At 59.8% G+C, this 23,711-nt stretch carries 21 protein-coding genes; 9 read left to right on the top strand and 12 right to left on the bottom strand.

Annotation, left to right across the window (positions count from 1 at the left end):
- The first annotated feature begins 55 nt into the window (after positions 1-55).
- The 6 genes from OB03_RS01225 to OB03_RS01200 all read left to right on the top strand — a co-directional run bounded on the left by OB03_RS01225 (position 56) and on the right by OB03_RS01200 (position 6,929).
- Positions 56-2,449, top strand: a complete 2,394-nt coding sequence (locus tag OB03_RS01225) for a TonB-dependent receptor (protein ID WP_461342957.1) — start codon at positions 56-58, stop codon at positions 2,447-2,449.
- Between the two features lie 65 nt (positions 2,450-2,514).
- Positions 2,515-2,832 carry a 2Fe-2S iron-sulfur cluster-binding protein gene (locus tag OB03_RS01220; RefSeq protein ID WP_461342956.1) on the top strand — a complete coding sequence of 106 codons (318 nt, stop codon included), beginning with the start codon at positions 2,515-2,517 and terminating at the stop codon, positions 2,830-2,832.
- Positions 2,832-4,430: a FadD3 family acyl-CoA ligase gene (locus OB03_RS01215; RefSeq protein WP_461342987.1), complete on the top strand. Its 1,599-nt coding sequence runs from the start codon at positions 2,832-2,834 to the stop codon at positions 4,428-4,430. Before OB03_RS01220 ends, OB03_RS01215 begins: the two co-directional genes overlap by 1 nt.
- A 29-nt stretch (positions 4,431-4,459) precedes the next feature.
- Positions 4,460-5,068, top strand: a complete 609-nt coding sequence (locus OB03_RS01210; protein WP_461342955.1) for a nuclear transport factor 2 family protein — start codon at positions 4,460-4,462, stop codon at positions 5,066-5,068.
- Entirely contained in the window at positions 5,068-6,138 is a 1,071-nt protein-coding gene (locus OB03_RS01205) for an alkene reductase (protein WP_461342954.1), read from the top strand. The genes OB03_RS01210 and OB03_RS01205 overlap by 1 nt, the downstream gene beginning before the upstream one ends.
- Positions 6,138-6,929: an SDR family NAD(P)-dependent oxidoreductase gene (locus tag OB03_RS01200; protein WP_461342953.1), complete on the top strand. Its 792-nt coding sequence runs from the start codon at positions 6,138-6,140 to the stop codon at positions 6,927-6,929. The genes OB03_RS01205 and OB03_RS01200 overlap by 1 nt, the downstream gene beginning before the upstream one ends.
- A gap of 72 nt (positions 6,930-7,001) precedes the next feature.
- Here the strand turns inward: OB03_RS01200 and OB03_RS01195 are convergent, their stop codons facing one another.
- Positions 7,002-9,257 carry a TonB-dependent receptor gene (locus tag OB03_RS01195; RefSeq protein WP_461342952.1) on the bottom strand — a complete coding sequence of 752 codons (2,256 nt, stop codon included), beginning with the start codon at positions 9,255-9,257 and terminating at the stop codon, positions 7,002-7,004.
- A gap of 168 nt (positions 9,258-9,425) precedes the next feature.
- Here OB03_RS01195 and OB03_RS01190 point away from each other — a divergent pair, with 168 nt between their 5' ends.
- Entirely contained in the window at positions 9,426-10,283 is an 858-nt protein-coding gene (locus tag OB03_RS01190; protein ID WP_461342951.1) for an SDR family NAD(P)-dependent oxidoreductase, read from the top strand.
- On the opposite strand, the gene OB03_RS01185 is transcribed toward OB03_RS01190, so the two are convergent.
- Both OB03_RS01185 and OB03_RS01180 read right to left on the bottom strand, forming a co-directional pair.
- Positions 10,284-10,769, bottom strand: coding sequence for a nuclear transport factor 2 family protein (locus OB03_RS01185; RefSeq protein WP_461342950.1), 486 nt, complete (start codon positions 10,767-10,769; stop codon positions 10,284-10,286).
- Between the two features lie 96 nt (positions 10,770-10,865).
- Positions 10,866-11,453 (bottom strand): TetR/AcrR family transcriptional regulator, encoded by a 588-nt coding sequence (locus tag OB03_RS01180; RefSeq protein WP_461342949.1) that lies wholly within the window; start codon positions 11,451-11,453, stop codon positions 10,866-10,868.
- Between the two features lie 140 nt (positions 11,454-11,593).
- Here OB03_RS01180 and OB03_RS01175 point away from each other — a divergent pair, with 140 nt between their 5' ends.
- Positions 11,594-12,343: an SDR family NAD(P)-dependent oxidoreductase gene (locus OB03_RS01175; RefSeq protein ID WP_461342948.1), complete on the top strand. Its 750-nt coding sequence runs from the start codon at positions 11,594-11,596 to the stop codon at positions 12,341-12,343.
- Between the two features lie 35 nt (positions 12,344-12,378).
- Here the strand turns inward: OB03_RS01175 and OB03_RS01170 are convergent, their stop codons facing one another.
- The 3 genes from OB03_RS01170 to OB03_RS01160 form a co-directional block, all read right to left on the bottom strand.
- On the bottom strand, positions 12,379-14,301 hold the full coding sequence (locus OB03_RS01170) for a flavin-containing monooxygenase (RefSeq protein ID WP_461342947.1): 1,923 nt from the start codon (positions 14,299-14,301) through the stop codon (positions 12,379-12,381).
- Between the two features lie 101 nt (positions 14,302-14,402).
- Positions 14,403-15,164 carry an SDR family oxidoreductase gene (locus tag OB03_RS01165; protein WP_461342946.1) on the bottom strand — a complete coding sequence of 254 codons (762 nt, stop codon included), beginning with the start codon at positions 15,162-15,164 and terminating at the stop codon, positions 14,403-14,405.
- Complete coding sequence (locus OB03_RS01160; protein WP_461342945.1) at positions 15,164-15,832, bottom strand: hypothetical protein; 669 nt, start codon at positions 15,830-15,832, stop codon at positions 15,164-15,166. The genes OB03_RS01165 and OB03_RS01160 overlap by 1 nt, the downstream gene beginning before the upstream one ends.
- A 115-nt stretch (positions 15,833-15,947) precedes the next feature.
- On the opposite strand from OB03_RS01160, the gene OB03_RS01155 reads away from it, so the two are divergent.
- Positions 15,948-16,736, top strand: coding sequence for a sugar phosphate isomerase/epimerase family protein (locus OB03_RS01155; protein ID WP_461342944.1), 789 nt, complete (start codon positions 15,948-15,950; stop codon positions 16,734-16,736).
- A 60-nt stretch (positions 16,737-16,796) separates the two neighbouring features.
- Here OB03_RS01155 and OB03_RS01150 read toward each other — a convergent pair whose 3' ends face one another.
- From OB03_RS01150 to OB03_RS01125, 6 genes are read right to left on the bottom strand one after another with little or no spacing between them, the layout of a single operon-like run.
- Entirely contained in the window at positions 16,797-17,894 is a 1,098-nt protein-coding gene (locus tag OB03_RS01150) for an NADH:flavin oxidoreductase/NADH oxidase (RefSeq protein ID WP_461342943.1), read from the bottom strand.
- A gap of 22 nt (positions 17,895-17,916) precedes the next feature.
- Positions 17,917-18,888, bottom strand: coding sequence for an aldo/keto reductase (locus OB03_RS01145; RefSeq protein ID WP_461342942.1), 972 nt, complete (start codon positions 18,886-18,888; stop codon positions 17,917-17,919).
- Between the two features lie 14 nt (positions 18,889-18,902).
- Positions 18,903-19,811 (bottom strand): NAD(P)-dependent oxidoreductase, encoded by a 909-nt coding sequence (locus tag OB03_RS01140; RefSeq protein ID WP_461342941.1) that lies wholly within the window; start codon positions 19,809-19,811, stop codon positions 18,903-18,905.
- Between the two features lies 1 nt (position 19,812).
- Positions 19,813-21,264 (bottom strand): aldehyde dehydrogenase family protein, encoded by a 1,452-nt coding sequence (locus OB03_RS01135; protein WP_461342940.1) that lies wholly within the window; start codon positions 21,262-21,264, stop codon positions 19,813-19,815.
- A complete protein-coding gene (locus tag OB03_RS01130) occupies positions 21,261-22,496 on the bottom strand; it encodes a CaiB/BaiF CoA transferase family protein (RefSeq protein WP_461342939.1) in 1,236 nt (411 codons plus the stop codon). The genes OB03_RS01135 and OB03_RS01130 overlap by 4 nt, the downstream gene beginning before the upstream one ends.
- Entirely contained in the window at positions 22,493-23,656 is a 1,164-nt protein-coding gene (locus OB03_RS01125; protein WP_461342938.1) for an acyl-CoA dehydrogenase family protein, read from the bottom strand. Before OB03_RS01125 ends, OB03_RS01130 begins: the two co-directional genes overlap by 4 nt.
- Positions 23,657-23,711: the final 55 nt, after the last annotated feature.

The raw sequence follows: 23,711 nt of genomic DNA, 5'->3' as shown, positions 1-23,711 counted from the left end.
AAGCGGTGATCAGCCGCGAACCAAGGCCAAAAATAAGGCCAACCGGAGGGATGAGATGACGACCAGGAAGCAGAATAGAACCTATTTGCTCGGAGGCGCGGCAGGCATTGCCGTTCTGTCGGCACTCCCTGTTCAGGCCATGGCGCAGGAAGAACAGGATACGGCCACGGTCGCTGATGTGGTGGTGACGGCGACCCGTAACGCACGCTTGCTCAAGGATGTGCCAATAGCGGTCGATGTGGCGACAGGCGAGAAACTGGAACAGCTCACCATTCTCGATGTGAAGGATGTCCAGCAGCTTTCGCCGGGCCTGGAAATGAGCAACCGCGACGGTCGCTCGAACACCGCTTCGCTTCGCGGCATCGTCTTTGACCCAGACTCCGGCACGCAACCTTCCGTTGACGTCTATATGAACGAGGCTCCGGTCGATCCGCAGCTGATGTTCGCGGCCATGTATGATCTGTCCCAGATCGAGGTTTTGCGAGGTCCGCAGGGTATCTTGCGTGGCCGTACAGCGCCGGGCGGTGCCATCACCATGATGACGCGTCGTCCTGATCTTGCCGAGGTGGAAGGCTACTTCCAGGCTACCGCTACGGATCAGGAAGCCTACAATCTGCAAGGTGGCGTCTCTATCCCGCTGGTCGAGGACCGCCTGGGCCTGCGTCTGGCGTTCGTTGAAGATCGTAATGCGGTCAACTACGTCCACAACGTCACGCGTGACGACTCCTCCGAGGGGGAGGCCAAGAGCTTCCGTGTCTCGTTGTTGGCCAAGCCGACTGAATATCTGACCGTTAACCTCAGCTATCAGCATCTGGAAACCGAACAGCGCCAGTATCTTCAGGTCATCGGCTCGGGTGCGGATCTGCCTGCGGGCGCGCTTCCGGAAATGGGTCTGGTTCGTAACGGGCCAATCGCCGGCGTAGAGGACCGGATCGCAGTCTCTGACGGCCCGTCCTCCTTCGGTCGCGATGTCGATCTGCTGACCTTCTCTGTCGATTGGCAGATGGCGTCGGGTACTTTGTCGCTGGCGGGTGCCAAGACGGACGCCTTCCTGAACCAGCGTCTCGATTTCGACAGTGGCAATGCCGTGCCGGGCTATGACGAGCATCAGGCCGTCCTGTCACCAACCGACTCCAAAGCCATCGAGTTGCGCTATGCGTCCGAACTGGCCGGCCCGTTCAACTTCCAGTTCGGTGCGGGCTACAGCAGCCATAAACAGGACCCTGCTGTCGTTCTGCAGCGTACAGACTATCTCATCAGTGGTTTTGGTGACGGGGCAGGGGGCGTAGCCTCGACGTTCCCGCACTACACCATCAGCCCGGTCAATGTGTATATCGAAACACCGAACGATGTGGCCAGTAAATCGGCTTTTATCAGCGGTGTTTATGATGTAACCGATCGCCTGCAGGTGAATGCTGGCATCCGCTATGCTTTCTACAACCTGTACCAGCAAAGCATGCTGACCGTGAACGCTGGCGGTCTGGTGGTGATGGATGCTTTCCCCACCCTGCCGGCGGACGATGCCCGCCGCTCCGTCGGGGCGACCACGGGCGGTGCGAGCGTCGTCTATCGCTTCAATGACGATATCAGCGGTTACGTCAGCTATGGCCGATCGTTCAGACCGGGTGTGGCTGCCGTTGGTAACACGGCGCCGCTGGAAGACCGTCTGGTTGTGACCAAGGACGAGACGTCCAACGCTGTGGAACTGGGTGTAAAAGGCACTTTGTTCGACCGTCGCTGGAGCTTTACGGCCAACGCCTTCTATCAGGTGTTTGACGACTATATCGGTCGCACCCCCGGCATGATCCGGATGGCCAGCGGTCGTAACGGCGTGATCGATAGCGTGCTAAAGGTGAATTATAACGCCGACGCCATCGTGAAGGGCTTCGAGACGACAATCTGGGGCAAGCCTACCCCGGACTGGGATGTTTCCGTCTCGGCCAGCTATTCCGACGCAAAGTACGATGGTGCCCAGATCCCGTGCAACGCCGTGGACGGGTCAGGCAACATCATCGTTCCGGTCGGTCAGCAAGCTACTTTCTGTGATGCTGACGGAAAGATGGGTGACCAGTCGCCGTTCCAGCTGTCGGCCAATACCGAATACCGTTTCCAGCCCATCGGCACGGTTGAGCCGTTTGTCCGTGCCCTTGCACAATATGCGACCGGTTTTGACTCCGACATTATCGACTACAGCTACGACGACTTCACCAATGTCAGCCTCTACCTGGGCCTGCGCGGTGAGGCCGGTTGGGAACTGTCGGTGTTTGCCAAGAACCTGTTCGACGAAGCTGTGGTGCGCTCGGCCAGCGACAGCATCCACGCCAAACAGACCAATGTCCTGAACCCCGACTACAGCTTCTCGGCTGGTCCGTCGCTTGTCTCGGGATATCGCAATGTTGTCGTCAACCCGCCGCGGGAGATCGGTGTCTCGCTACGGCTCCGTTTCTGACGAAACCCCTTCAACCCAGGGCCCGATCCTTTTCAGGATCGGGCCTGCCATTTGAACCAACAACCATGCCTCAAGTAACCTTCATCGAAGCCGACGGAACCGAACGGGTAATAGACGTCAGCGAGGGCGCAAGCCTCATGTCCGCTGCGGTTCAGAATAATGTTCGGGGCATTGATGCCGAATGTGGCGGAGCCATGTCGTGTGCGACCTGCCATGTTCACGTCGATGCGGATTGGATCGATCGCGTCGGCCAGATCGAAGGCGACGAGCGCGAGTTGGCCAGCTTCTCAGACGATTTCGATGAGGGGTGCTCGCGTCTGTCCTGCCAGATCACGGTGAGCACGGCGCTTGAGGGATTGAAGGTACGGATTCCGTCGTCGTGATGGATGTCGATCAGCGTACAGGTCAGGACAATGGCACAATGACCCGCTTCAAGCGCGAAATCCTGCCGCGAACCATTCCAGAGGCCGTGCAACGTGCTTCTGCCCTATGGGGGGACTTTCCGGCCATCATTGAGAACGGACAAACCCATAGCTTTAACGAGCTCTGGGCTGAGGCACGACGATGTGCCGCCGCCTGCATGGCGCATGGGATAGTTGCTGGCAGTCGCGTAGCGATCTGGGCTCCGAACTCCCGCCAATGGATCGTAGCGGCTGTCGGTGCGCAAATTTGTGGTGCGGCCATCGTTCCTCTCAACACCCGTATGAAGGGAAAAGAGGCAGGTGATATCCTAAGACGCGCGAGGGTTTCGGCGCTGTTCACGGTCAGCGGTTTTTTGGGCTTTGACTATCCGGCCCTGCTGGCGGACGAGGAAACACCTGATCTGAAACATACCGTCCTGATTCAGGACGGTATGTGGGAAGAGTTCCTTTCAAGCGGAGACGGGGTTGATCGGCAGGTGATCGACAGGGCTCTGAACGCTGTCACGCCCGGTACTATCAGCGACATAATGTTTACGTCGGGGACCACTGGCGCACCAAAAGGCGTGCTCACCGCTCACGGGCAGGTCGTGCGCATGTTCAGCGACTGGGCCGAACGCGTGGATGTGCGCGAAGGTGACCGGTTCATGATCGTGAACCCGTTCTTCCATACCTTTGGGTATAAGGCTGGATGGGTGGCCAGTCTGGTGCGTGGGGCGACCATCCTGCCGATGGCGGTGTTTGATCCGGCCAAGCTGGCGGACATTATCGAAACCGAGCGCGTGACCTTTATTCCCGGTCCGCCGACCATCTATCAGATGTTGTTAATCGAGCAGGAGAAAGCTGGGCGCGACTTCTCTTCGCTCCGCGTGGCCGTGACCGGTGCCGCGCCTGTACCGCCTTCGCTCATCTATCGAATGAAGAACGAGCTGGGCATGGAGCGTGTGGTCAACGGTTACGGCATGACCGAGCACGGCTGCGTTTGCATGACCCCAGCGGAGGCCTCGGTCGAGCAGATATCCGCCTCGATCGGCACGCCCATTCCGGGCGTTGAAGTCATTTGCGCCAACGAGAATGGGCAGGAGGTTCCGACAGGTGAATCCGGTGAGTTCTGGGTGCGCGGCTATGGGGTGATGCGCGGTTATCTGGATGATCCACAGGCGACGGCCGAGACGATCACCACTGACGGTTGGCTCAAGACCGGCGACATAGGTCACAAGGATGCGGAGGGCTATCTCTACATCACCGACCGAATGAAGGACATGTACATCTCGGGCGGGTTCAACTGCTATCCCGCCGAGATCGAAAAACTGCTGAACGACCACCCCGGTATAGAGATGTGCGCGGTTGTCGGCATGCCGGACGAGCGTCTGGGCGAGGTGGGCAAGGCGTTCGTCATCCCACGCGCCGGTGTCGCGCTAGACCCGCAGGACGTGATCGGCTGGGCGCGGAATGCGATGGCCAACTACAAGGTGCCACGAAAGGTTGTGATCGTGGATGATCTGCCTAGAAACGCCGCCGGTAAGGTCCTTCGCAATGTGCTGAGAGATTTGGGCGCATGAGCGGGGGGCAACAGGACAGCAGCGATCTGTTGCGCCGTATCGATCGGTTGGAGTCTCTCGACGAGATACGGCAGTTGGTCGCTAAATACAGTCTGGCCCTCGATATGCGGGACTCAGACGCGTGGGTGACGCTGTTCCCCGAGGACGTGCAGGTTGGCGGTGGAAAGTCAGGTCGTAAAGCCCTGCGGGACTGGTTCGATGAAACCATGGGCCAGCAGTTCGACGGGACGTCACATCACATCGGCGGCCATGTGATTGAATTTATCGATCCCGATAATGCACAGGGGATCGTCTATTCCAAGAACGAGCACGAGACCGGCGCGGAATGGATCATCATGCAGATGATGTATTTCGATCGCTATACGCGCATCGATGGCCTCTGGTACTTTCAGCGCCGCCTGCCGCTCTATTGGTACGCAACCGATCTGAACAAGCCGCCGATCGGCAGCCGCAAGATGCGCTGGCCGGGCCAGCCGCCCTATGAGGGCAGTTTCCACGACCTTTTCCCGTCATGGAAGACGTTCTGGGAACGGGCGGGCAAACCCCACGATGCGCCTGTCGCCGATCCCGCGCCGCTTGAAGGTTTTATCGACGCTATGCGCAAGGACCATCCGCTGCCACGTCCGAGGGTAAGATGATGGCTGGTCTGTTTGATCCGGTCGATCTTGGTGCGATCCAGCTTGCGAACCGCATCGTTATGGCACCGATGACCCGTGACCGTGCGGGGGATGGTGATGCACCGACGGATCTGATGGTCGAGTACTATCGCCAGCGCGCTTCCGCGGGTTTGATCATAACCGAGGGCACTCAGCCATCTGCCGCCGGCAAGGGCTACTGGCGCACACCCGGCATTTACACGCCCGAACAGGTAAAGGGATGGTCGCGCGTTGCCGATGCCGTTCATGCTGCAGGCGGAAGGATCGTCGTCCAGCTCATGCACGTCGGTCGCGCGGCAGTAGCGGCTAACAAGGATGCGGATGCCGAGACGGTGGCTCCATCGGCTGTACGTTGTCCTGACATGATACCGGGGCCGGATGGCGTGCCCCAGCCGTGCGTGCTGCCGCGCGCCTTGGAAACTGCGGAAGTGCCGCAAGTGATTGCCGAATATGTCCAGGCAGGGCGCAATGCCATTGATGCAGGGCTGGATGGCGTAGAACTACACTGTGCCAGTGGCTATCTTCCGATGCAGTTCCTGTCTTCGAACACCAATCTTAGGAAAGACCAATACGGCGGCAGCGCCGAAAACCGCGCCCGCTTTGTCGTGGAAACCCTGACCGCACTGTCTGAGGCGATTGGGGCGGAGCGTATTGGCTTTAGGATATGCCCCGGAATCACGCTGAATGGCATGGCCGATGCCAATCCGGCGGAAACGTACGCTGTACTGCTGGATGCGGTGAATGGACTAGGTCTGGCTTATTTGCACTTGATAGACTTGCCGCAGCCCGATCTCGACGCGTTGGCCCTCGCCAAACGGCACTGGACCAGACCGTTGATCCTGAACAACAGCCGGGGGATTGAGGATAATAAGGCCCGCCTGGCAAGCGGCGAGGCCGATGTCATTTCACTGGGGCGTGGCTTCATCGCAAACCCTGATCTGGTGCAGCGTCTGAAACATAACCTACCGCTCGCCAAGCCGGATCGCGCAACACTGTACACAGGCCTGGGCGATGATGCGCGGGGCTATACCGACTACCCGGGGGCGAACTGATGACGGGTAGACTGCACGGCAAGGTCGCGGTCATTACCGGAGGCGGGCAGGGCGTCGGGGAAGGTATCGCCAGAACCTTTGCTGCGGCGGGTGCCAACATCGTCATCGCCCAGCGCAGTGAGCAGCAGGCGCAGATGCTATTGGGCGAGCTTGCCTCAGCCCATGGTGCCAGAACGCTGTTTGTCCCGGCGGATGTCACGGTGCGCCAGCAGGTCGAGGACATGATCTCCCGTACCACTGAAGCCTTCGGGCGGCTGGATGTTTTGGTGAACAATGCGGGAGCCAGTTCACCGGAGCGGCTGGAGCGCATGACGGATGAGACGATGGACCGTTCGTTTCGCCTGAACTATTGGGCCGTCTTTTGGGCCATGCGGGCAGCCTTTCCAGTGATGAAGGCGCAAGGGGCGGGCCGGATTATAAATATGGGATCGTTGAACGGTGTGAACGCACACATGTTCACGGCTGACTACAATGCATCCAAGGAAGCTATGCGCGCGCTCAGCCGCACCGCTGCTGTGGAATGGGGGCCGCACGGGATCACAGTCAACGTGATCTGCCCGTCTGCCACAAGCCCTCAGGCCAAGGAGTATTTCGAGCAGAACCCTGAAATGATGGAACATCTGGTATCGCAGATACCGGCAGGACGCTTGGGTCATGCGCATGGTGATATTGGCCCACTTGCACTGTATCTGGCCAGCGACGAAAGCGGGTTCCTCACAGGCAACACACTTTTTGCAGACGGCGGTGCCCACATCAATGGATTGCCGTGGCGTCCGGCTGTCGCGGACTGAGGGACTAAGCGGGACCCTGCTAAAAAAAGGCTGCGGACCGAAATCCGCAGCCGATAGTCGAGGGGAGGAAAGTCAGAACGCGTAGCGTACGGTGGCGTAAATGCGCCGCGGCGGGTTGTAATAGGCCTCGATGAAGCCAAATGATCCCGAGCCGTCATAGCCTTCCTTGATCACGCGCTCATCGGTCAGGTTCTGGCCTTCTATGCCGAAGGAAAGGCCGTTGTCGGCGCGAAAGTTCAAGCTGGCGTTGAGCAAGGTGTGGGCTTCACCCTTCAGCAGCGGCTGATTTTGGGTGTCGCTGTATTGCTCGTCCATATAGGCGGCATCGACGCGGAAAGTGGTATCGAACTGGCCTATGCGGCCTGTAAACACAGCGCCGAGGCTGGCGGTCCACGGTGTCGTGTGCTTCAGCTCGAGGTCGCTGTAGTCGAGGACGTTACCGTCTGCGTCACGGCTGAAATATTCCTCATAGGCGGCATCCAGATAACCAACAGCGCCTTCGAAGGTCAGCCAGTCGTTCGCGATATAGCGGCCTTCGGCTTCGATACCCCAGATGCGGGCCTTACCGGCATTCTCGGTGCGAACCACGACGCCACCCAGCACCGGATAGGACACGTTGACCTGCATGTCTTCGTACTGGTTGTAAAAGGCGCTGATGTTCAGGCGCAGGCGACGGTCGAACAGGTCGTTCTTCAGACCTATTTCGTAACTGGTAAGGATTTCGGGGTCGAAGCTGCCGATCTCGGCCTCCGAGGTCGGACGGCCGTTGAAGCCACCCGAGCGGAAGCCTTGCGAGACAATGGCGTAACCGCGCACCTCGTCGCTGAACTCATAGTTCAGGCTGGCCTTCGGGGAAAAATTGGTCCAGCTTTCATCGAGTTGATAGCCCGGTACGCCCGGGATGAGCGGAACCTGCGCGAAGATGCGCCGGGCTGTTTGGTCAAACTCTTTGGATTCGTAGGTCAGGCGGCCGCCGACATCTAGCGAGAGTTTGTCGTTCAGGCGGATGGTCGCGTTACCAAACAGGGCGGCGTTGTCGGTTTCCTGCGTCTGATCGAAGTTGACATTGAAATCGAGTCCTGCAGCCATTTCCGGATCAAACTGGGCTTCCAGCAGACGCGGATACAGGCCCCATGCGGTGACCAGAAGCGTTTTCTGGCGCGAGCGTTCGTGGAAGAGATAAAGGCCGCCCAGCGTGGTGACCTTGCCGTCAAATAGCTCGTGAGACAGCTGGAATTCCTGCGAGAACTGGCGGCTGGTGATGTCCTGACGGTCGCCAGAATAGTTGGTCAGCGACGCATCGCCGTCACGAGCGAAGGCCACACGGCTGTAGCGTGCGGCGGAAATAGACTTCAGATCGCCACCGAATGCCGGGAAGTCGAGTGTCAGCGTGACCGAGCTGGCATCGGCATTATCGATATTCAGGATCGGAGTAACATCAGCCCGATCAATGTTGGATGGCACATTGCAGCAGGGTTCGACAAACGTGGAGTAAAGTTCCGAGAAGAAACCCGGATAGAAGGCGATCATATTGTTCGGCGCTGCATTTTGGCGCTGACGATAGCCGTCAACGCTCAAGACAGCATCGAAATCGCCCTTGGTCCAGCGCAGGGCGGCGCGACCGGCGATCTGGTCGGTGTTGCCCTTTGTGCCGCCGCTGTCCATCTCCTGCCAGCCGTCGCCCCAACGGCCCAGCGCCGAAACCGACATGGCCAGATCGTCGGTCAGTGCCAGATCGTAAGACCCGCGCAACTGGACGTGATCATAACTGCCGACCTTGAGGTCAGCTTCGCCGGAGTTCGAACCTGTCGGCTTTTGCAAAACGACGCTGATGGCACCGCCGATGGTGTTTTTGCCGAACAGCGAGCCTTGTGGACCGCGCAGGACCTCTACGCGTTCGATACCCATCAGCGAGGTCAGCGCGCCGAACGGACGGCCTTGATAGACGCCATCAAAGAACACAGCCACAGCGGGATCGGACGTGACGATATAATCGTACTCGCCAACACCACGGACGTATGCCGACATTTGCCCCGATGACCCGCCCGTGCCCGGCGTAAAGGTCAGGTTCGGCGTCATTTGCTGGATATCGGTAATCGAGCTGTAGCCTCGTGCGTCCAGTCCTTCGCCGGTTACAGCGGTGACGGCGATCGGAACATCCTGAAGATTTTCGGAGCGGCGGCGTGCGGTAACGACGACGTCGTCAACGATGGCTGCGGCCTGGGGATCGCTTGACGCTTCTTGGGCGATGGCGGGTGCCGTCATAGCGAGCATGGCTGCCGGCGCGGCCGTTACGAGACGCAGTCCTACATTGAAACGGGTCAACATGATGATATTCCCTCCCTATCCCATGCGTGTTTTGTTATTGCGTTTTTTGTGTCTCTTATTGTGACGCATATCAACAATATAATTTAGCTCCAATGTATGTATGCGTGGTAATCCGGTTCAAGTCATCTGCATGTGAATGGCCGCGGAGACCGATAAGAGGAGGAAAGTATGGGGTCGGGTAAGGTAGCTGTCGTAACAGGGAGCAGTCGCGGAGCGGGCGCAGGTATCGCGCGGGCTTTGGGGCGACAGGGTTATACGGTCTATGTGACGGGCCGCACGGTCGTCGAGGGGCAGGCACCGCTTCCTGGCACTATCGGCGCAACGGCGCAGGCAATCACAGAGTTGGGTGGCAAGGGGATTGCCGCCGCTGTCGACCACCGCGACGACGCACAGGTGAAAGCGTTGTTCGAGCGGGTTGAAGCGGAGCAGGGGCGACTGGATCTGCTGGTCAACAATGCCACAGTCATCGATGATGAACTGATTACCCCCGGTGGCTTTTGGGAGCGCCCGCTCAGCCTCGTCGATATCCTCGATGTCGGTCTTCGGTCGTCATACGTGTCGAGCTTCTATGCTGCGCCGCTGTTGATCCGTACCGGTGGCGGATTGATCGCGTTTACGTCGTCATTCGGATCGGTTTGCTACATGCACGGTCCGGCATACGGCGCGCAAAAGGCAGGCGTAGACAAGTTCGCCGCAGATATGGGCGTGGACCTCAAAGAACACGATGTTGCGGCAGTTTCTTTCTGGATGGGACCACTGGCGACGGAGCGTACTGCCAAATCCTTGGCGGAGCGGCCTGACCAATACGAAGGCTTTATGGTCAAGGCCGAAACACCAGAGTTCACGGGCGAGATCATCGGCGCTGTTCACCGCGATCCAGCTAGAATGGAGATCTCAGGCCAAACGCTGATAGTGGCCGAAGCCGCCCTCAAGTACGGCATCAAGGACAGTGATAACCGCCAGCCGCCCTCCTACCGCGAGATGCTGGGCGAACCCCGCATCCCTCATCCGGCCATCGTTCGATAATCAGGCTGCAGGGGCAGGCGGCGGTACCAGCAATGCGCCGGTGACGCTTCCTGCTTCAAGCCTGCCCTCGACTACAGTTCGTGCCTCGGTACAGGACACGGAAATACGCCAACCGTCACTCGTACGGCGGTATTCGTCGTAGTAGAACATGGACATCACGCGGAAGCTGTTGCCGCGCGGGTCGAATGTGCTGAAGCCCAAATTCCATCGTGCTTTTGCGCTGTCTGCGGACAGGACTTCGATCTCTGCGTTATGGCCATGATGGCTGTCTGCAATCTGGGTTGTAACGGCCAGTTCGGTGAAAATGCCGATCAACTGGTCGAGCGTGAACTGCCCCATACCCGTGAAATCGATTTTGGGATCTTCGGTAAAACAGGCGCGGACGGCCGCGACATCCTTGGCGTCGCAGGCATTTAGATAACGGGCTTTGAGCTTGCGGATTTCGGACTCCGCTTCCAGCCTGGCCAAACGCTCTTCGATAGACATTTTCCCTCACGACGCACTGCGCCGTTATGGGCGCTATGAAGGGATATAGCACTTCACTAGTTGATTGCGTAGACCGGAAGTAATTCTGCTACGCAACTAAGGGCGCGTCATCGCAGAGTGCCAGAGTACGACCAGTTCGTCGATCAACTGGCTCTTGGCCACAGGCCAATTACCGTTCACTGTATCCATCATCGCACGTTCCAACTGCACGATCAGCAGGCGAGCACGAAGAAGCGCGGTTTCTTCCGAACAGGCGAATTGGCTGCCATCGCCCACCAGAACACGCGCAAACTCTTCCAGCTGAGTGAACTGTGGGCTGCGGAAGAAACCGGCAAAATCGCGTACCAGAGAGCTGACTTCGGCCTGATAGGCCTTCCACTGTTCATAGGCTTCGGAGAGCCAGGCCCGTAAGGTTTCCGGTGTGATTTCCTTAAGCGTGTGGATGCTCTGATAGAGTTGCGAGGCGCGCTTGAACATCTCGTCCACCACGGCGCGGGTGGCATCGTTCTTGTCTGTGAAGTGCGAATAGAAGGTCGCCCGTGCAACGCCGGCCTCCTGCAGGATATCCTCGACCGTCATGAGGTTCAGTCCGCGCTCTGAAAGCACGCGACTGGTGGCGGCCAAGATCATCTGGCGAGAGCGTGCGCGTCGGGTGTCCGTCGATTGCCGTTTTTCAATCGCCATGAATTGAGTGTCTTTACCTGCGTGATCCGGAGCGAGGTGACTTAAGCGATATTTTTCTAGACAGCTATATGAAAACTACATTTACATACAAATGTATAGATGTGTGCTGCCAAGGCATTCGCAGTTGAAACGGGGTAGGGATGGATTTTACCAACAAGGTCGTACTTGTGACAGGGGCCGCATCGGGTATCGGCAGAGCGACGGCAGAACGCTTCGCGAAGGCGGGGGCGGTGTTAGCGCTGGCCGACATCAACATGGAAGGGCTGGCCGACACGGTCGCCCTGTTGGGTAATGGCGTGACATCCAGTCTGCATGAAGCGGATGTATCCGATGCAGGCCGTTGCTCTACGCTGGTCGAAGAGGTGGTTGCGCGTCACGGCAAGCTGGATGTGCTGGCGAATGTGGCCGGTATGCTCGACTGGTCACCGCTCGGCACCTACACGCCAGACCGTTGGAACAGGATTATGGCCGTCAATGCGGCCAGCGTCTTTTTCCTCAGTCAGGCGGCTGTCCCGCATCTGAAGTCTAGCCAAGGCAACATCGTCAATGTGGCATCGGCCGCCGGACTCGTCGGCATCGCCTATAACTCGGCCTACTGCGCCAGTAAGGCGGCGGTGATCGCGATGACCAAGGCTATGGCGATTGAGCTGGCCGCCGATCAGGTGCGGGTGAATGCGGTCTGTCCGTCAGGTGTGTCGACGCCTATGATCATGGAGGCGGGCCTGCCTGAAGGGGCCGAGATGTCCCTGATCGCCCGTTCGGCTCCCAAGATGGGCCGTTTCATCGAAGCGGACGAGGTTGCGGCTTCGATCCTCTATCTGGCTTCTCATGATGCACGGTCCGTTACCGGAGCGGCACTGCCCATAGACAGTGCCCAGACCGCAGGTTGATACGAAAAAGGCCCGGAGCAATCCGGGCCTTATGTTTATTTGACCAGCTTGAAATGGTCCGGGTCCGGCTTGCGGGACGCGTTCCAGTAGTCGACCAGTCGGTACGGCCAGGACATGAAATTCCGGCCCTTGGAGTTGTTGTAGTAGCTGTTGGCCTTCGGATGGGTCCAGATCATTTGCTGCATGCGTTCGTCGATCTGGTTGTTCCAGTTCTCGAACGCCTCATAGGTCGGCTCGATACCGTCAGCCCCTTCGGCGACCACGCGATCCAGACATTCGATGATGTAGTGGATCTGCGCTTCCGACAGCATGTTCTGGCCAGCGGCATGGTTCGGAGCACTGTTCGGTCCAACCGTCAGGAAGAAGTTCGGGAAGCCGGGGTGCGTGACGCCAAGGTATGAGCGCGGATCTTCGTCGCCCCAGATCTCGCCGAGGTTAGCACCGTTCGGACCGACAACTTCCAGCGGGCCAAGCGCCTTGGCGGTGATGAAGCCAGTCGCGAAGATGATGATGTCCGCCTCGATCGACTGGCCATCCTTGGTGACCACGCCGGTTTCGGTGATTTGGGTCACCTCGGTGTTGATCAACTCGGCTTTGGGATCACGCAGCGCATCGAAATAGCCGGTATCGAGCAGCAGGCGTTTCGAGAAGATCGGGAAGTCCGGCAGCAGCTTGTCGAACAGATCGGGTCGTCCCTGATCGGTCGTCTTGGCCTTCAGATAGCCGACGGCGATGTTGTACATCATATCGTTGACGGCCGAGACCGAGGTCGGGTGGTCCTTCCACTCGGGGTCCTTCAGCACATTGATGAACAGGCCATCGCCCGCGAACCAGAAGACGCGGAAGCGGAACCACTCGCGGTATTTTGGAATGTGACGCATGGCGAACAGCACGCCATCGTTCACTTGCTCGGAGATTTCAGGATTGAGCAGCAGCCAGTGCTTGTCGCGCTGCAGGATCGTCAGGCTCTCGACCTTGTCGATGATGGCTGGCGTGATCTGGATGGCGCTGGCCCCCGTACCGATCAGCACAACCTTCTTGTCGGTCACATCGATCGAAGGGTCCCAACCGGCCGTATGCACGGCGATGCCCTTGAACTGGTCCAGACCTGGGATTGGTGGCAGACGCCAGCGGTTCAGCGGGCCGTGGGCGTTGATGACGGCCTTGGCGGTCAGGGTCTCGCGGGTGCCGTCGCTCTTTTCGACAAAGACATTCCAGCGCTTGGCGGCCTCATCCCAATGGCAGGCGAGAACCGTGGTGCTGAAACGGGTCTTGGAACGGATGTCGTATTTGTCGGCCACGCGCAGCAGGTATTCCTGCATCTCGTGGGCCTTCGGATAATAGGTCGTCCAGTCCGGATTGATCTCGAACGAATAGCTGTAGAAGTGGCTCGGCGTATCGACACCGCACCCCGGATAGCGGTTCTCGTACCAAGTGCCACCGACGTCCTCGTTTTTCTCGATAAGGACGTGGTCATAGCCGGCTTCGGTCAGCTTGATCGACGCGGCAATGCCTGTGAGGCCCGCACCGATCACCAGCACATTAAAGTCTGCCGGAGGGGCTTTTCGGCCCGCGGTCTGCAGGCGCGGAGCAGGGCGCTCAAAACCCATCTGCTCGATCAGCATCGGCACGCTTTCAGCATCCACCGGCTCGCCAACCGCGACCGACATCATGCGGCGCATGGTTTCGGCATCGAGATCCTTGGCCTGCGGTGCATCCTTGGACGTCAGTACCGTAAACAGGCGCTCTCTCAGGTCGCGCGCCATATCATCGGGAACAGGCTTCTGGTCCGGCGCATACGGCGTGGTGATGTAGGGGCTGAATTGATCCAGTAGCGACAACTCGCCGGTCAGATGGACATAGACCATCAGCAGGGTCGGCAGATGGGCAGCCTCCAAGCTGGCGCGCAGTTCTGGAGTCGCAGCCAAAGGCAATTTGGGTTGGTTGTCGGCAGTCATGTGAGTCTCCCCGAAACACTAACTGAACATTTGTATGAATTATGTTTGGGGCGCAAGCGATCATTGCGGCGATGCCGCTAGTTCAGATTGCGCCTTGCGGTTTAGATGTGGTCGGGTCTCATCAGGGCGTCGGTGCCGCCGTCGCAGTAGAGTATCTGACCCACCACATAGTGGCTCTTGATCGTCGCCAGATGCACAATGGCCTCGGCGATTTCTTCGGGCTCTGCATAGCCTTCAACGGCCATCGGATTGGACTGCGCAACAACGGCGGACATATTCTCGTCGGCCAGAAGCGGGGCCGTCATAGCTGTTTTGACGACGCCGGGCGCGATTGCGTTTAAAAGCACACCGGAGCCGGCCCATTCTGCAGAGACAGCCGCCTTGCGAAGCCATTTCGCCAGCGCCAGTTTGGATGTCAGATAGACGGTCCATGGATTGTCGGCGAGGCGCTGTTTGGCCAGTGTTTCGTCGCCCGCGAGACAGGCTTCAACCACGGCTTCATCTCCGCCCAGCAAGGCCGAGGTCGAGCATAGCGCGACGGCACGGCCACGGCCGCTGGAGGCGAGCAGGGGACGCAGTCCTTCCAGTGTCGCCACTGCACCGAAGTAGTTTACGGCCAGTGTCGTCTCGGCAATATCGGGCCGTGACAGACCGGCGGCAGCGACGACGCCATCAAGGACACCGCCTGACAAGGAGGTCGCCTTGGCTACCAGCTCCTCACGTCCTTCGGAGGTCGAGAGATCGGTGCCAATGTCAGCGTTGGCCAGATCGGCGGTTATGACCTTGTGGCCCAAGGCTGTGAGTGCCTCGGCGGTAGCCCGCCCGATACCAGAAGCCGCGCCGGTGACGAGATAGGTACCCATTAGCCAAACTCCACGACAGAAAGGATGTGGTTGGTGACGTCCGGCCAGATGTAGTCCAGCTCGATCACCAGTGCGTCGCCGGTCGGGCCGTTGATCAGCAGATCGGTCTCGATGAAGGCCTGAACGCCGTTGCGGCCATAGGCCTGACGGGTGACACCCTTGAACACGGGCGATTCATCGAGGCGACCATCAACGGCCTCGTCACCGGCCAGCGGACGGTTGTAGGAAACGGTGATGCGGCCCTTCAGCAGCGGATCATTGCGGGCGGCATCTTCCAGCGTGGACATCGTCTGTTCGATGTCCTCGAGGCTGTCGGACAGTACGCCAACATGGAAGGCATATTCCGGGTCCTGGACCATGGCGGCGCGCAGTTCGGCCACGACCGGATTCTCGTCGGGCTGGCCAAAACGCAGGGCGCTGTGCATGGCATCGAAGAAGGCGCGCTGGGCCGGCGGGCAGCACGACAGATAGACAATACCGTCGCCGCGGGCGTGGTGTTTTTCCGAAATCACGAAGCGGTAAAACGGTCCGGTCGGCAGCGGCAGTTCCTGCGTCTGGACGAAGCCCAGAAGCCTCAGAAGATGGCCCGCAGCGGCGGCATCTTCGGGCTTTGGATAGTGCAGTGCCATATGGCCAAGCGTGCGTGCCGCCTTTTCCTGAGTCGTCACAATCCGTCCCCTCGACTTATTTGAACATTTGTATGATCTTTGCTTGATCGCGCGTTGTTCGGCAAGAGTGGCTGCGCAATTTCTGAGCGTGCCGTAGGCTTTATTGGAGAGTGGGATGCACCTTGCGCTGGACCATCTGACGGTCACTGACGCCTATCCGTGGGAGGTCGCCGCACTGGCGGGCCAGAACGGCTTGCAAGGGTGCTGCCTGTTTCTGGAGTCCATGAGCGTTCTGCCGCTTATGCCGACCTACAGTCTCATAGAGGATACGGATGCCCTGCATCGCACCCGTGAGGCGCTGGAGACGCATCAGGTCACGCTTGATCTCGTCTATCCCTTTACGGTGACCAGCCGCACCCAGACGCAAGATTTCGACAAGGCGCTCAAGACCGCCGCAGCGTTGAAGGCGCGGGCGATAAACCTGTTGGTCTATGACCGCGACAGCGAACGCGCCGCGCGCTCGGTGTCCGCCTTGGCCGAGGCTGCTGGGCAATACGGCATGGAGGCCGTGATCGAGTTCTATCCGGCCTCGGCCATCAAAACCCTGCAACAGGCCCACGAACTGGTCGAAGCGGCAGGGCAGGGCAATCTGGGCATCAATGTCGATATTCTGCACCTCTATCGTTCCGGCGGCGCGATAGAGGACCTGACCCGTTTCAACACCCACATCCGCTTTGCCCAACTGGCTGACGGCCCACTTTTACCTCCAGAAAACCTTGAGGTGGAAGCAGCGCAATCGCGTCTAGATCCGGGGCAAGGTGAATTCGATCTTGTAGGTTTTGCACAAGGGCTGCCACCAGTGCCCGCCAGTTTTGAATCACCAGGGCAGATGGAAGCGGCTCAATCCAGTCAGCGTCTGCAAACTATGACAGAGTTTGGCCGTTCACTTGGAGTGAACAGCTAAGGTTATCATCCGGTTAGGGCGGGTGATGCAGCCCTGCCCGAACCGGATGACGTTAGCCCCCTATAAGGGGGCTCTCTTCCGCCAAACGAGACTGGCGCGCTCGTATTGGTGGGGGAGATCTTCATGACCCGTCAATTCTGCAAGGGTATGATGGGGCCAGTTGGGGTTATCGAGAACAGCCCGCCCGACAGCGACCAGATCAGCGGAATGATTATCGATCACTTCAGCAGCGGCCTCAGCGTCTTTGATCAGCCCTACGGCGATAACCGTTGTATCAGGATTTTTGCTCTTCACCGTTTGTGCAAACGGGATTTGGTAGGCGCTCTGGGCGCTGATCTTAGCCATCGGATCATTGCCACCGGATGATATGTGCAGCCAGTCATAATCTACGGCCGATAGTTGCTGACCAAAGATTGCTGCCTCTTCGGGCGTAATGCCATGCTCCGACCAATCCGAGCCATTCAGCCGCGCGCCAAGTGCCTTGCTGTTCGGCCAAACATTGCGGACAGCCTGCGCAACCCTAAGCGGGAACCGCATACGGTTTTCGAGACTGCCACCGTATTCATCACTGCGTGTATTAGCGATGGGCGACAAGAAACTGCTAAGCAGATAGCCGTGCGCAGTATGAAGCTCGAGAGCGTCAAAGCCAACTTTATCGGCACGGCGAGCGCAGTTTTCAAAATCAGACACCAATCTGTCCATATCGCTATCGGTGATAGCGTGAGGCACTGGCCAGCCTTCGGAGAAGGGAGTGTCGGTGGGGCCTAGAACTGGCCATGCCCCATCTTGCCTCGAGAGTGGCTTGCCGCCGTTGATCCAGAGCGCCGAGGTTGAGGCCTTGCGGCCAGCATGGCCAATCTGGATACCTATGGGCGTTTGGCAATAACTCCGCGTCGCTGAAAGCAGGCTGGCAAAAGCCGCTTCCTGCTCGTCATTCCACAGGCCAAGGCAACGGTCGGAAATACGGCCCTCTTCGCTAACCGCGGTGGCTTCCATGATAGCCAACCCTGCACCCGATAGTGCGAGCCTGCCGAGATGCTGAGCATGGAATGGCCCAGGCACACCGTTTTTAGCAGAATACATGCACATGGGGGCGACGATGATCCGGTTGGATATCGTGAGCGGGCCGATCTGATAGGGTTGGGCAATCTTGGACATGTTCTCTAGCTTACCTAGAAGATCAACCAGCCTTCAGGCGGGCCAGTTCATCGGCTGACAAGACGATAGCCGAGGCGGCGATGGTTTCCTCAAGCTGCTCGATCGACGAGGCACCGACGATCGGCACCGTCTGGAGCGGCTGGCTGGTCAGATAGGCCAGAACGACATCGTTGACGCTGACGCCCTTGGCCTTGGCGATCTCCTGGATGACCGGCAAGCGGGCGCGGTTCGCATCGTTCAGATACATGGCCTTGAGGTCGTCGCGCAGAGCATCCTCACCGGATTGGTCCAGCTTGGCGAACACGCCACGGCTCTGGCCCGCATAGGGGACCATCGGCAGATCGGCAGAGTGAACCTTTTGAAGTCCATCCTCATAATAGAAGCCGTAGCCAGCGGCGGCAGCACCTTCGGCGTTCGGCGTGGCCAGACCCCAGAAGGGCTGGACGGCGGCAAAGCCGTCATGGCCCAGCGACTTGGCATAGGCTTGGGCCGCCTCGATACGTTCCGGCGACCAGTTCGAGGCACCGAAGTAGCGGATACGGCCTGCCTTCTGATGGGCGATCAGGGCATCGATGATCGGCTCGACCGGAACGGACGGGTTGTCCGCGTGAAGCCAGTAGAGGTCGATGGACTCGACGCTCAGATGCTCCAAGCTTTCGTTCAGGTCGGCGGCGATATCTTCCGGCGTGATCCGCGGACGCCAGTCACCCACGCGCATGTCGAAAAAGCCGCCCTTGGTGGCGATGACCAGTTTCGAACGGTCCTGACCCTTCAGCCATTCACCGATGGCGCGTTCCGAGGCACCCTTCGGGGCGTCGGGGATCCAGTCGCCATAGGAGCGGGCGGTGTCGATGAAATTGCCGCCCTTGGCGACGAAGGCGTCCAGCAGGGCGGTCGACTTGGCCTGATCATAGGCGGTGCCGAACATATTGGTGCCGAGGCAAAGGGCGCTGACGGTCAGATCGGTGCGGCCGAGTTGGGTTTGTTTCAGCATGGTTGTCTCCGAAATCAGGCCTTGAGGCGCGGGGTTTCGACACCGGCCAGACGGCAGGCGTATTCAAGAAGCGAGGAATAGTCTTTGTCGTGCAGGTCGCTGGCGCGCGCGCCGCCGAACACGGCATGTGCCGCCGAACCGACGGGCAGGCCGACGCGGTTTTCCGCCGCCGCATTGATGGCTAGCGTCATGTCCTTGAACGCCAGATCGACGGTGAAGCCGGGCGCGACATCGCCGGTCAGCACCTTGGTCGCCAGCGCGATCTGGAACTGGCCGTTGGTGGCGGTGGTGGCCCCTGTGACGTTCTTCATGGTCTCGATGTCGAGACCCAGCTTGGTGCCGAGGGTCACGGCCTCGGACACGACTTGGGCGGTCGTCAGCAGCATGAAGTTGTTGATTACCTTCATGCGCTGGCCCATGCCCACGCCGCCGCAACGGTGGATGGCAGTGCCCATGGCGTTCAGCAGCGGCTCGACCTTGGCGAAGGTCTCATCATCGCCGCCGACCATGAACAGGCTTTCGCCGCGCTCGGCGTGCGAGACCAGACGACCAACCGGCGTGTCGATGAAGTGAATGCCCTTGGCCGCGCAGGCCTCGGCCAGCCGGTCGGTGCCCTTCGGGTCGATGGTGCTCATGTCCATCAGTACCTTGCCCGCAGGCAGGATCGACAGAACCCCCTCGGTGCCCAGAACCACAGCCTCGACATGCTGCGTGGCGGGCAGCATGGTCACGACGATGTCGGCCTGTGCGGCGGCATCGGCAACCGATTTGGCAGCGCTGGCACCCAGTACGACCAGACGTGCAACCTTGGCCGCGTCGATATCGTAGGCGACCAGATCAAAACCTTTGCGGGCGAGGTTCGAGGCCATGGGAAGGCCCATGGCACCTAGACCGATAAAGGCAACTTTTCCAGAAGCGGACATCTCAAACCTCCCCGTGGTTGGTGTAGGTTGTCTTCATTTCGGTGAAGAACTCGGCGGCAGCCGTACCTTGTTCGCGGCCACCGAAGCCTGACGGCGCTCGTCCGCCGAACGGGGCGTGATATTCGACGCCCGCGGTCGGGGCGTTGATCATCACCATGCCAGCCGGAGACTGGCGGCGGAAACGCTCGGCAGCGCGCAGGTCGGTTGTGCAGATGCCCGAGGACAGTGCCAGTTCGCAGTCGCGTGCCGTTACGATGGCTTCGTCCAGATCGGCGACCTTGATGACGCCTGCGACCGGACCGAACACTTCTTCACGGTTCAGGTGCATATCGTTGCGGGTGCCGATGAACAGGGTCGGGGCTAGATAGTGACCGCGATAGCCGGTCTCGACCTGCTCGCCACCGGCCACCAGCTCGCAGCCGTCGTTCAGGGCCGATGTGATGAACTCCATGTCCTTCACCAGCTGTGATCCCGTGGCGACGGGGCCAATCTGGCTGCCTGCCTCGAGGGCGTGGCCAACCTTCAAAGCCTTCACCTTGGGGATCAGCTTTTCGACGAAAGCGTCGTGGATGCCCTCGGTCACGATCAGGCGCGAGGAGCCGGTGCAGCGCTGGCCTGTCTGGCCCCATGTGCCTTGAAGGGCGACTTCGACGGCCAGATCGAGATCGGCATCGTCCAGAACGACCAGCGGGTTTTTACCGCCGAGTTCGAGTTGGCATTTGGTCATGGTTTCGGACGCCTGTTTCAGCAGGTCCTGACCTGCAGGCGTCGAGCCGGTGAAGCTGAGCGCGTCGGAACCGGCCAGCAGCGGCGGCACCAGAGAACGGCCCGAACCATTCAGCAGGTTGATCACGCCCTTCGGCAGGCCGGCCTGTTCCAGGGCTTGGCACAGCAGGACCGCACAGCCCGGCGTGAAGTTGGACGGCTTCAGGATACAGGTGTTGCCATAAGCCAGCGCTGCCGCAATCTTCCATGCCGGAATGGCGACCGGGAAGTTCCAAGGCGTCACGATCAGGCAGACACCGACCGGCTCATAGTCCACGCGGATGCTGTGGCCGGGACGAAGCGAGGGCAGGGTGGCACCCGGATGGCGCAGGCATTCGCCCGCAAAATATTGGAAGACCTGAGCGGCGCGGATCGCTTCGCCGACAGCCTCCGGCAGGACCTTGCCTTCTTCCAGAGCCAGCATGCGGCCCATGTCGTCAGCAGTCGCCAGCAGGATGTCGCCGGTCTTGCGCAGGATGTCGGCGCGGGTCTGGATATTGGAGCGGCTCCAGCCTTCCAGCGCGGTGCGGGCGGCGGCCAGTGTTTCCTCGGTGACACTCGTGGGCGCGGCGTAATAGGTGCCGACGTGGTGGTCCAGATCGGACGGACTGAAGGTCTCGAAGGCCGTGCCGTCATCGCGCCACTGACCATCAATCAGGTTCAGGCCGATAAAGGGTTTATCGCTCATCGGGCGGTTTCCTCGACTATGCCTTGTGTGGCAAGTTCTCTTATTTCTTCGTGGGTTAGTCCAAGGTATTCGGACAAAACCTTAACCGTGTCGCTGCCGCGCACGGGCGGGGCATGGCGGTAGGTGGCCGGCGATTTCGACAGCTTGGCCGGGAAGGCGAGGGTGCGCACTTCTTGTCCGTCGCGATCGAAGGTTTTGATCAGATCGCGGGCCTCGACCTGCGGGTCGGCCAAGGCTTCGGGGATCGAGTTCACCGGACCGCCGGGCAGGCCGTTTTCCTTCATGGCCGCCAGCAGTTCGGCACTGGTCCATTTGGCGATGGCAGGACGGAACAGGTCCTGAAGCGCACGGCGGTTGACGCTACGCCCGCTGTTGGTGGCAAAGCGCTCGTCGGTGCCCAGTTCCGGCAGGCCAATGAGTGTGCAGAAGTCGCGGAACTGTTTGTCCGTGCCGACGGCGACCAGCACATGGCCATCGCTGGTGGCGAAATCCTGATAGGGCACCACGTTCGGGTGCTCGTTAGCCAAGCGCCCCGGCACCATGCCGCCGTTCAGATAGTTGGAGGCTTGATTGGCCAGCAGGGCCATCTGGGTATCCAGCAGGGCGCAGTCGATATGCTGGCCTTCGCCGGTGCTGTTGCGATGGTTCACTGCCGCCAGAATGGCGATGGTGGCATAGAGCCCCGTGAACAAATCACTGACCGGAATGCCCACCTTGGTTGGCGCGCCGCCTTGGTCGTCAGGGAAGCCCGTGACGCTCATCAGGCCGCTCATACCCTGCACGAGGAAGTCGTAGCCGCCACGATGGGCGTGCGGACCAACCTGACCAAAGCCGGTGATCGAGCAATAGATCAGATCCGGCTTGATGGCCGACAGGGCAGCGTAATCCAGCCCATAGCGCGACAGGGCGCCAACCTTGAAATTCTCGACCACGATATCGGCCTTGGCGACCAGTTTGCGGATGATGTCCGCGCCGCCTTCGGTAGCCATGTTGATGGCAATGCCGCGCTTGTTACGGTTTGCCGCCAGATAATAGGCGGCGTCACCCGACCCGTCGTCGAAGAAGGGCGGGCCCCAGCGTCGGGTTTCATCTCCGACGCCGGGCAGTTCAACCTTGATAACCTCGGCACCGAGGTCGCCCAGAATCTGGGTCGACCACGGTCCGGCCAGAACCTTGGACAGGTCCAGCACAGTCAGCCCGTCGAGCGGGCCCTTGCAGCCCGTTGCGGTCATTTGGCGCGCTGGTTGAAGCGACGGCCGGCCAGTGCGGCGGCAATGTTCACCTTCTGGATGTCGATCGAGCCACCGGCGATGCCCCAGCCCCATGCGTCACGGAAGCGCTGCTCGGCCTTGTATTCCTTGGAATAGCCATAGCCGCCCATCAGCTGCATGGCCTTGCCGGTCACGTCGCGTACCATCTCGTTGGCGAAGCATTTGGCCATAGAGCTGCCTGCAACATCCGGGAAGCCGGTGCCGATGTCAGCGACAGCCTTGTGGATCAGCAGGCGCGAGGCTTCGACCTGCATGGCCATTTCGGCGATCTTCATCTGCACGGCCTGGAAGTCGATCAGCGACTTCGAGAAGGCCTTGCGCTCTTGGACATATTCCAAGACCTCTTCATACGCGGCGGCAGCGATGCCCAGAGACATGGTCGCGTTGCCGCAGCGCTCGAGGCAGAAGGCCCCCATCAGGCTGCCGAAACCGCCAGCGGGCGCGACGAGGTTCTCGATCGGCACCTCGACATTATCCAGCATGATGTCGGCGCTATAGACGCCGCGGAAACCCATCAGTTCCTCACGCTGGCCATAGGACATGCCCGGCGTGTTGTGATCGACATAGACAGCGCCGATGCCCTTTGCACCCGGGGCATCGCTGAGCTTGCAGTAAACCAGATAGCCGTCCGAGCGACCGCCACCAGACGACCAGCGCTTCAGACCATTCAGGATGATCTTGTCACCCTTGATCTCGGCGCGGGTGGTCAGGTCGGTCAGGGCCGTGCCCGCATCCGGTTCGGACATGGCGATAGCCACCACATGCTCGCCACGGCAGACAGCCGGCAGGATACGCTGCTTCAGCGCTTCGGTGCCCAGATGCTCGATGGCTTTGACCGGACCGACGCAGCTTTCAAAAATAGGGAAGGCCATGCCCGAATGGACTTTTGCGAACTCTTCCAGCACCAGCAGGGCCTCGAGCGCGCCGAGGCCGAGACCGCCGTATTCCGGCTTGATGTTAATGCCCATGAAGCCCATTTCGCCGAGCTTCTTCTTCCAGTCCTTGGAGAGCGGCTCACTAGTGCGCTCGATCTCAAGGGCGACGGCTTCCATTTCGCCTCTGGCGAATGCAAGGGCCGTGTCACGCAGTGCGGCCTGATCTGGCGTCAGCTGAAAATCCATAAAACCCCTCCTTGAAAACCACAGGTAGGTTTAAGCGGAGAAGATTCAGGTTTCT

This window comes from Brevundimonas sp. GN22, assembly GCF_054824005.1.
The sequence above is the reverse complement of the archived record's forward strand: the minus strand, read 5'-3'. Positions and strand labels throughout refer to the sequence as shown.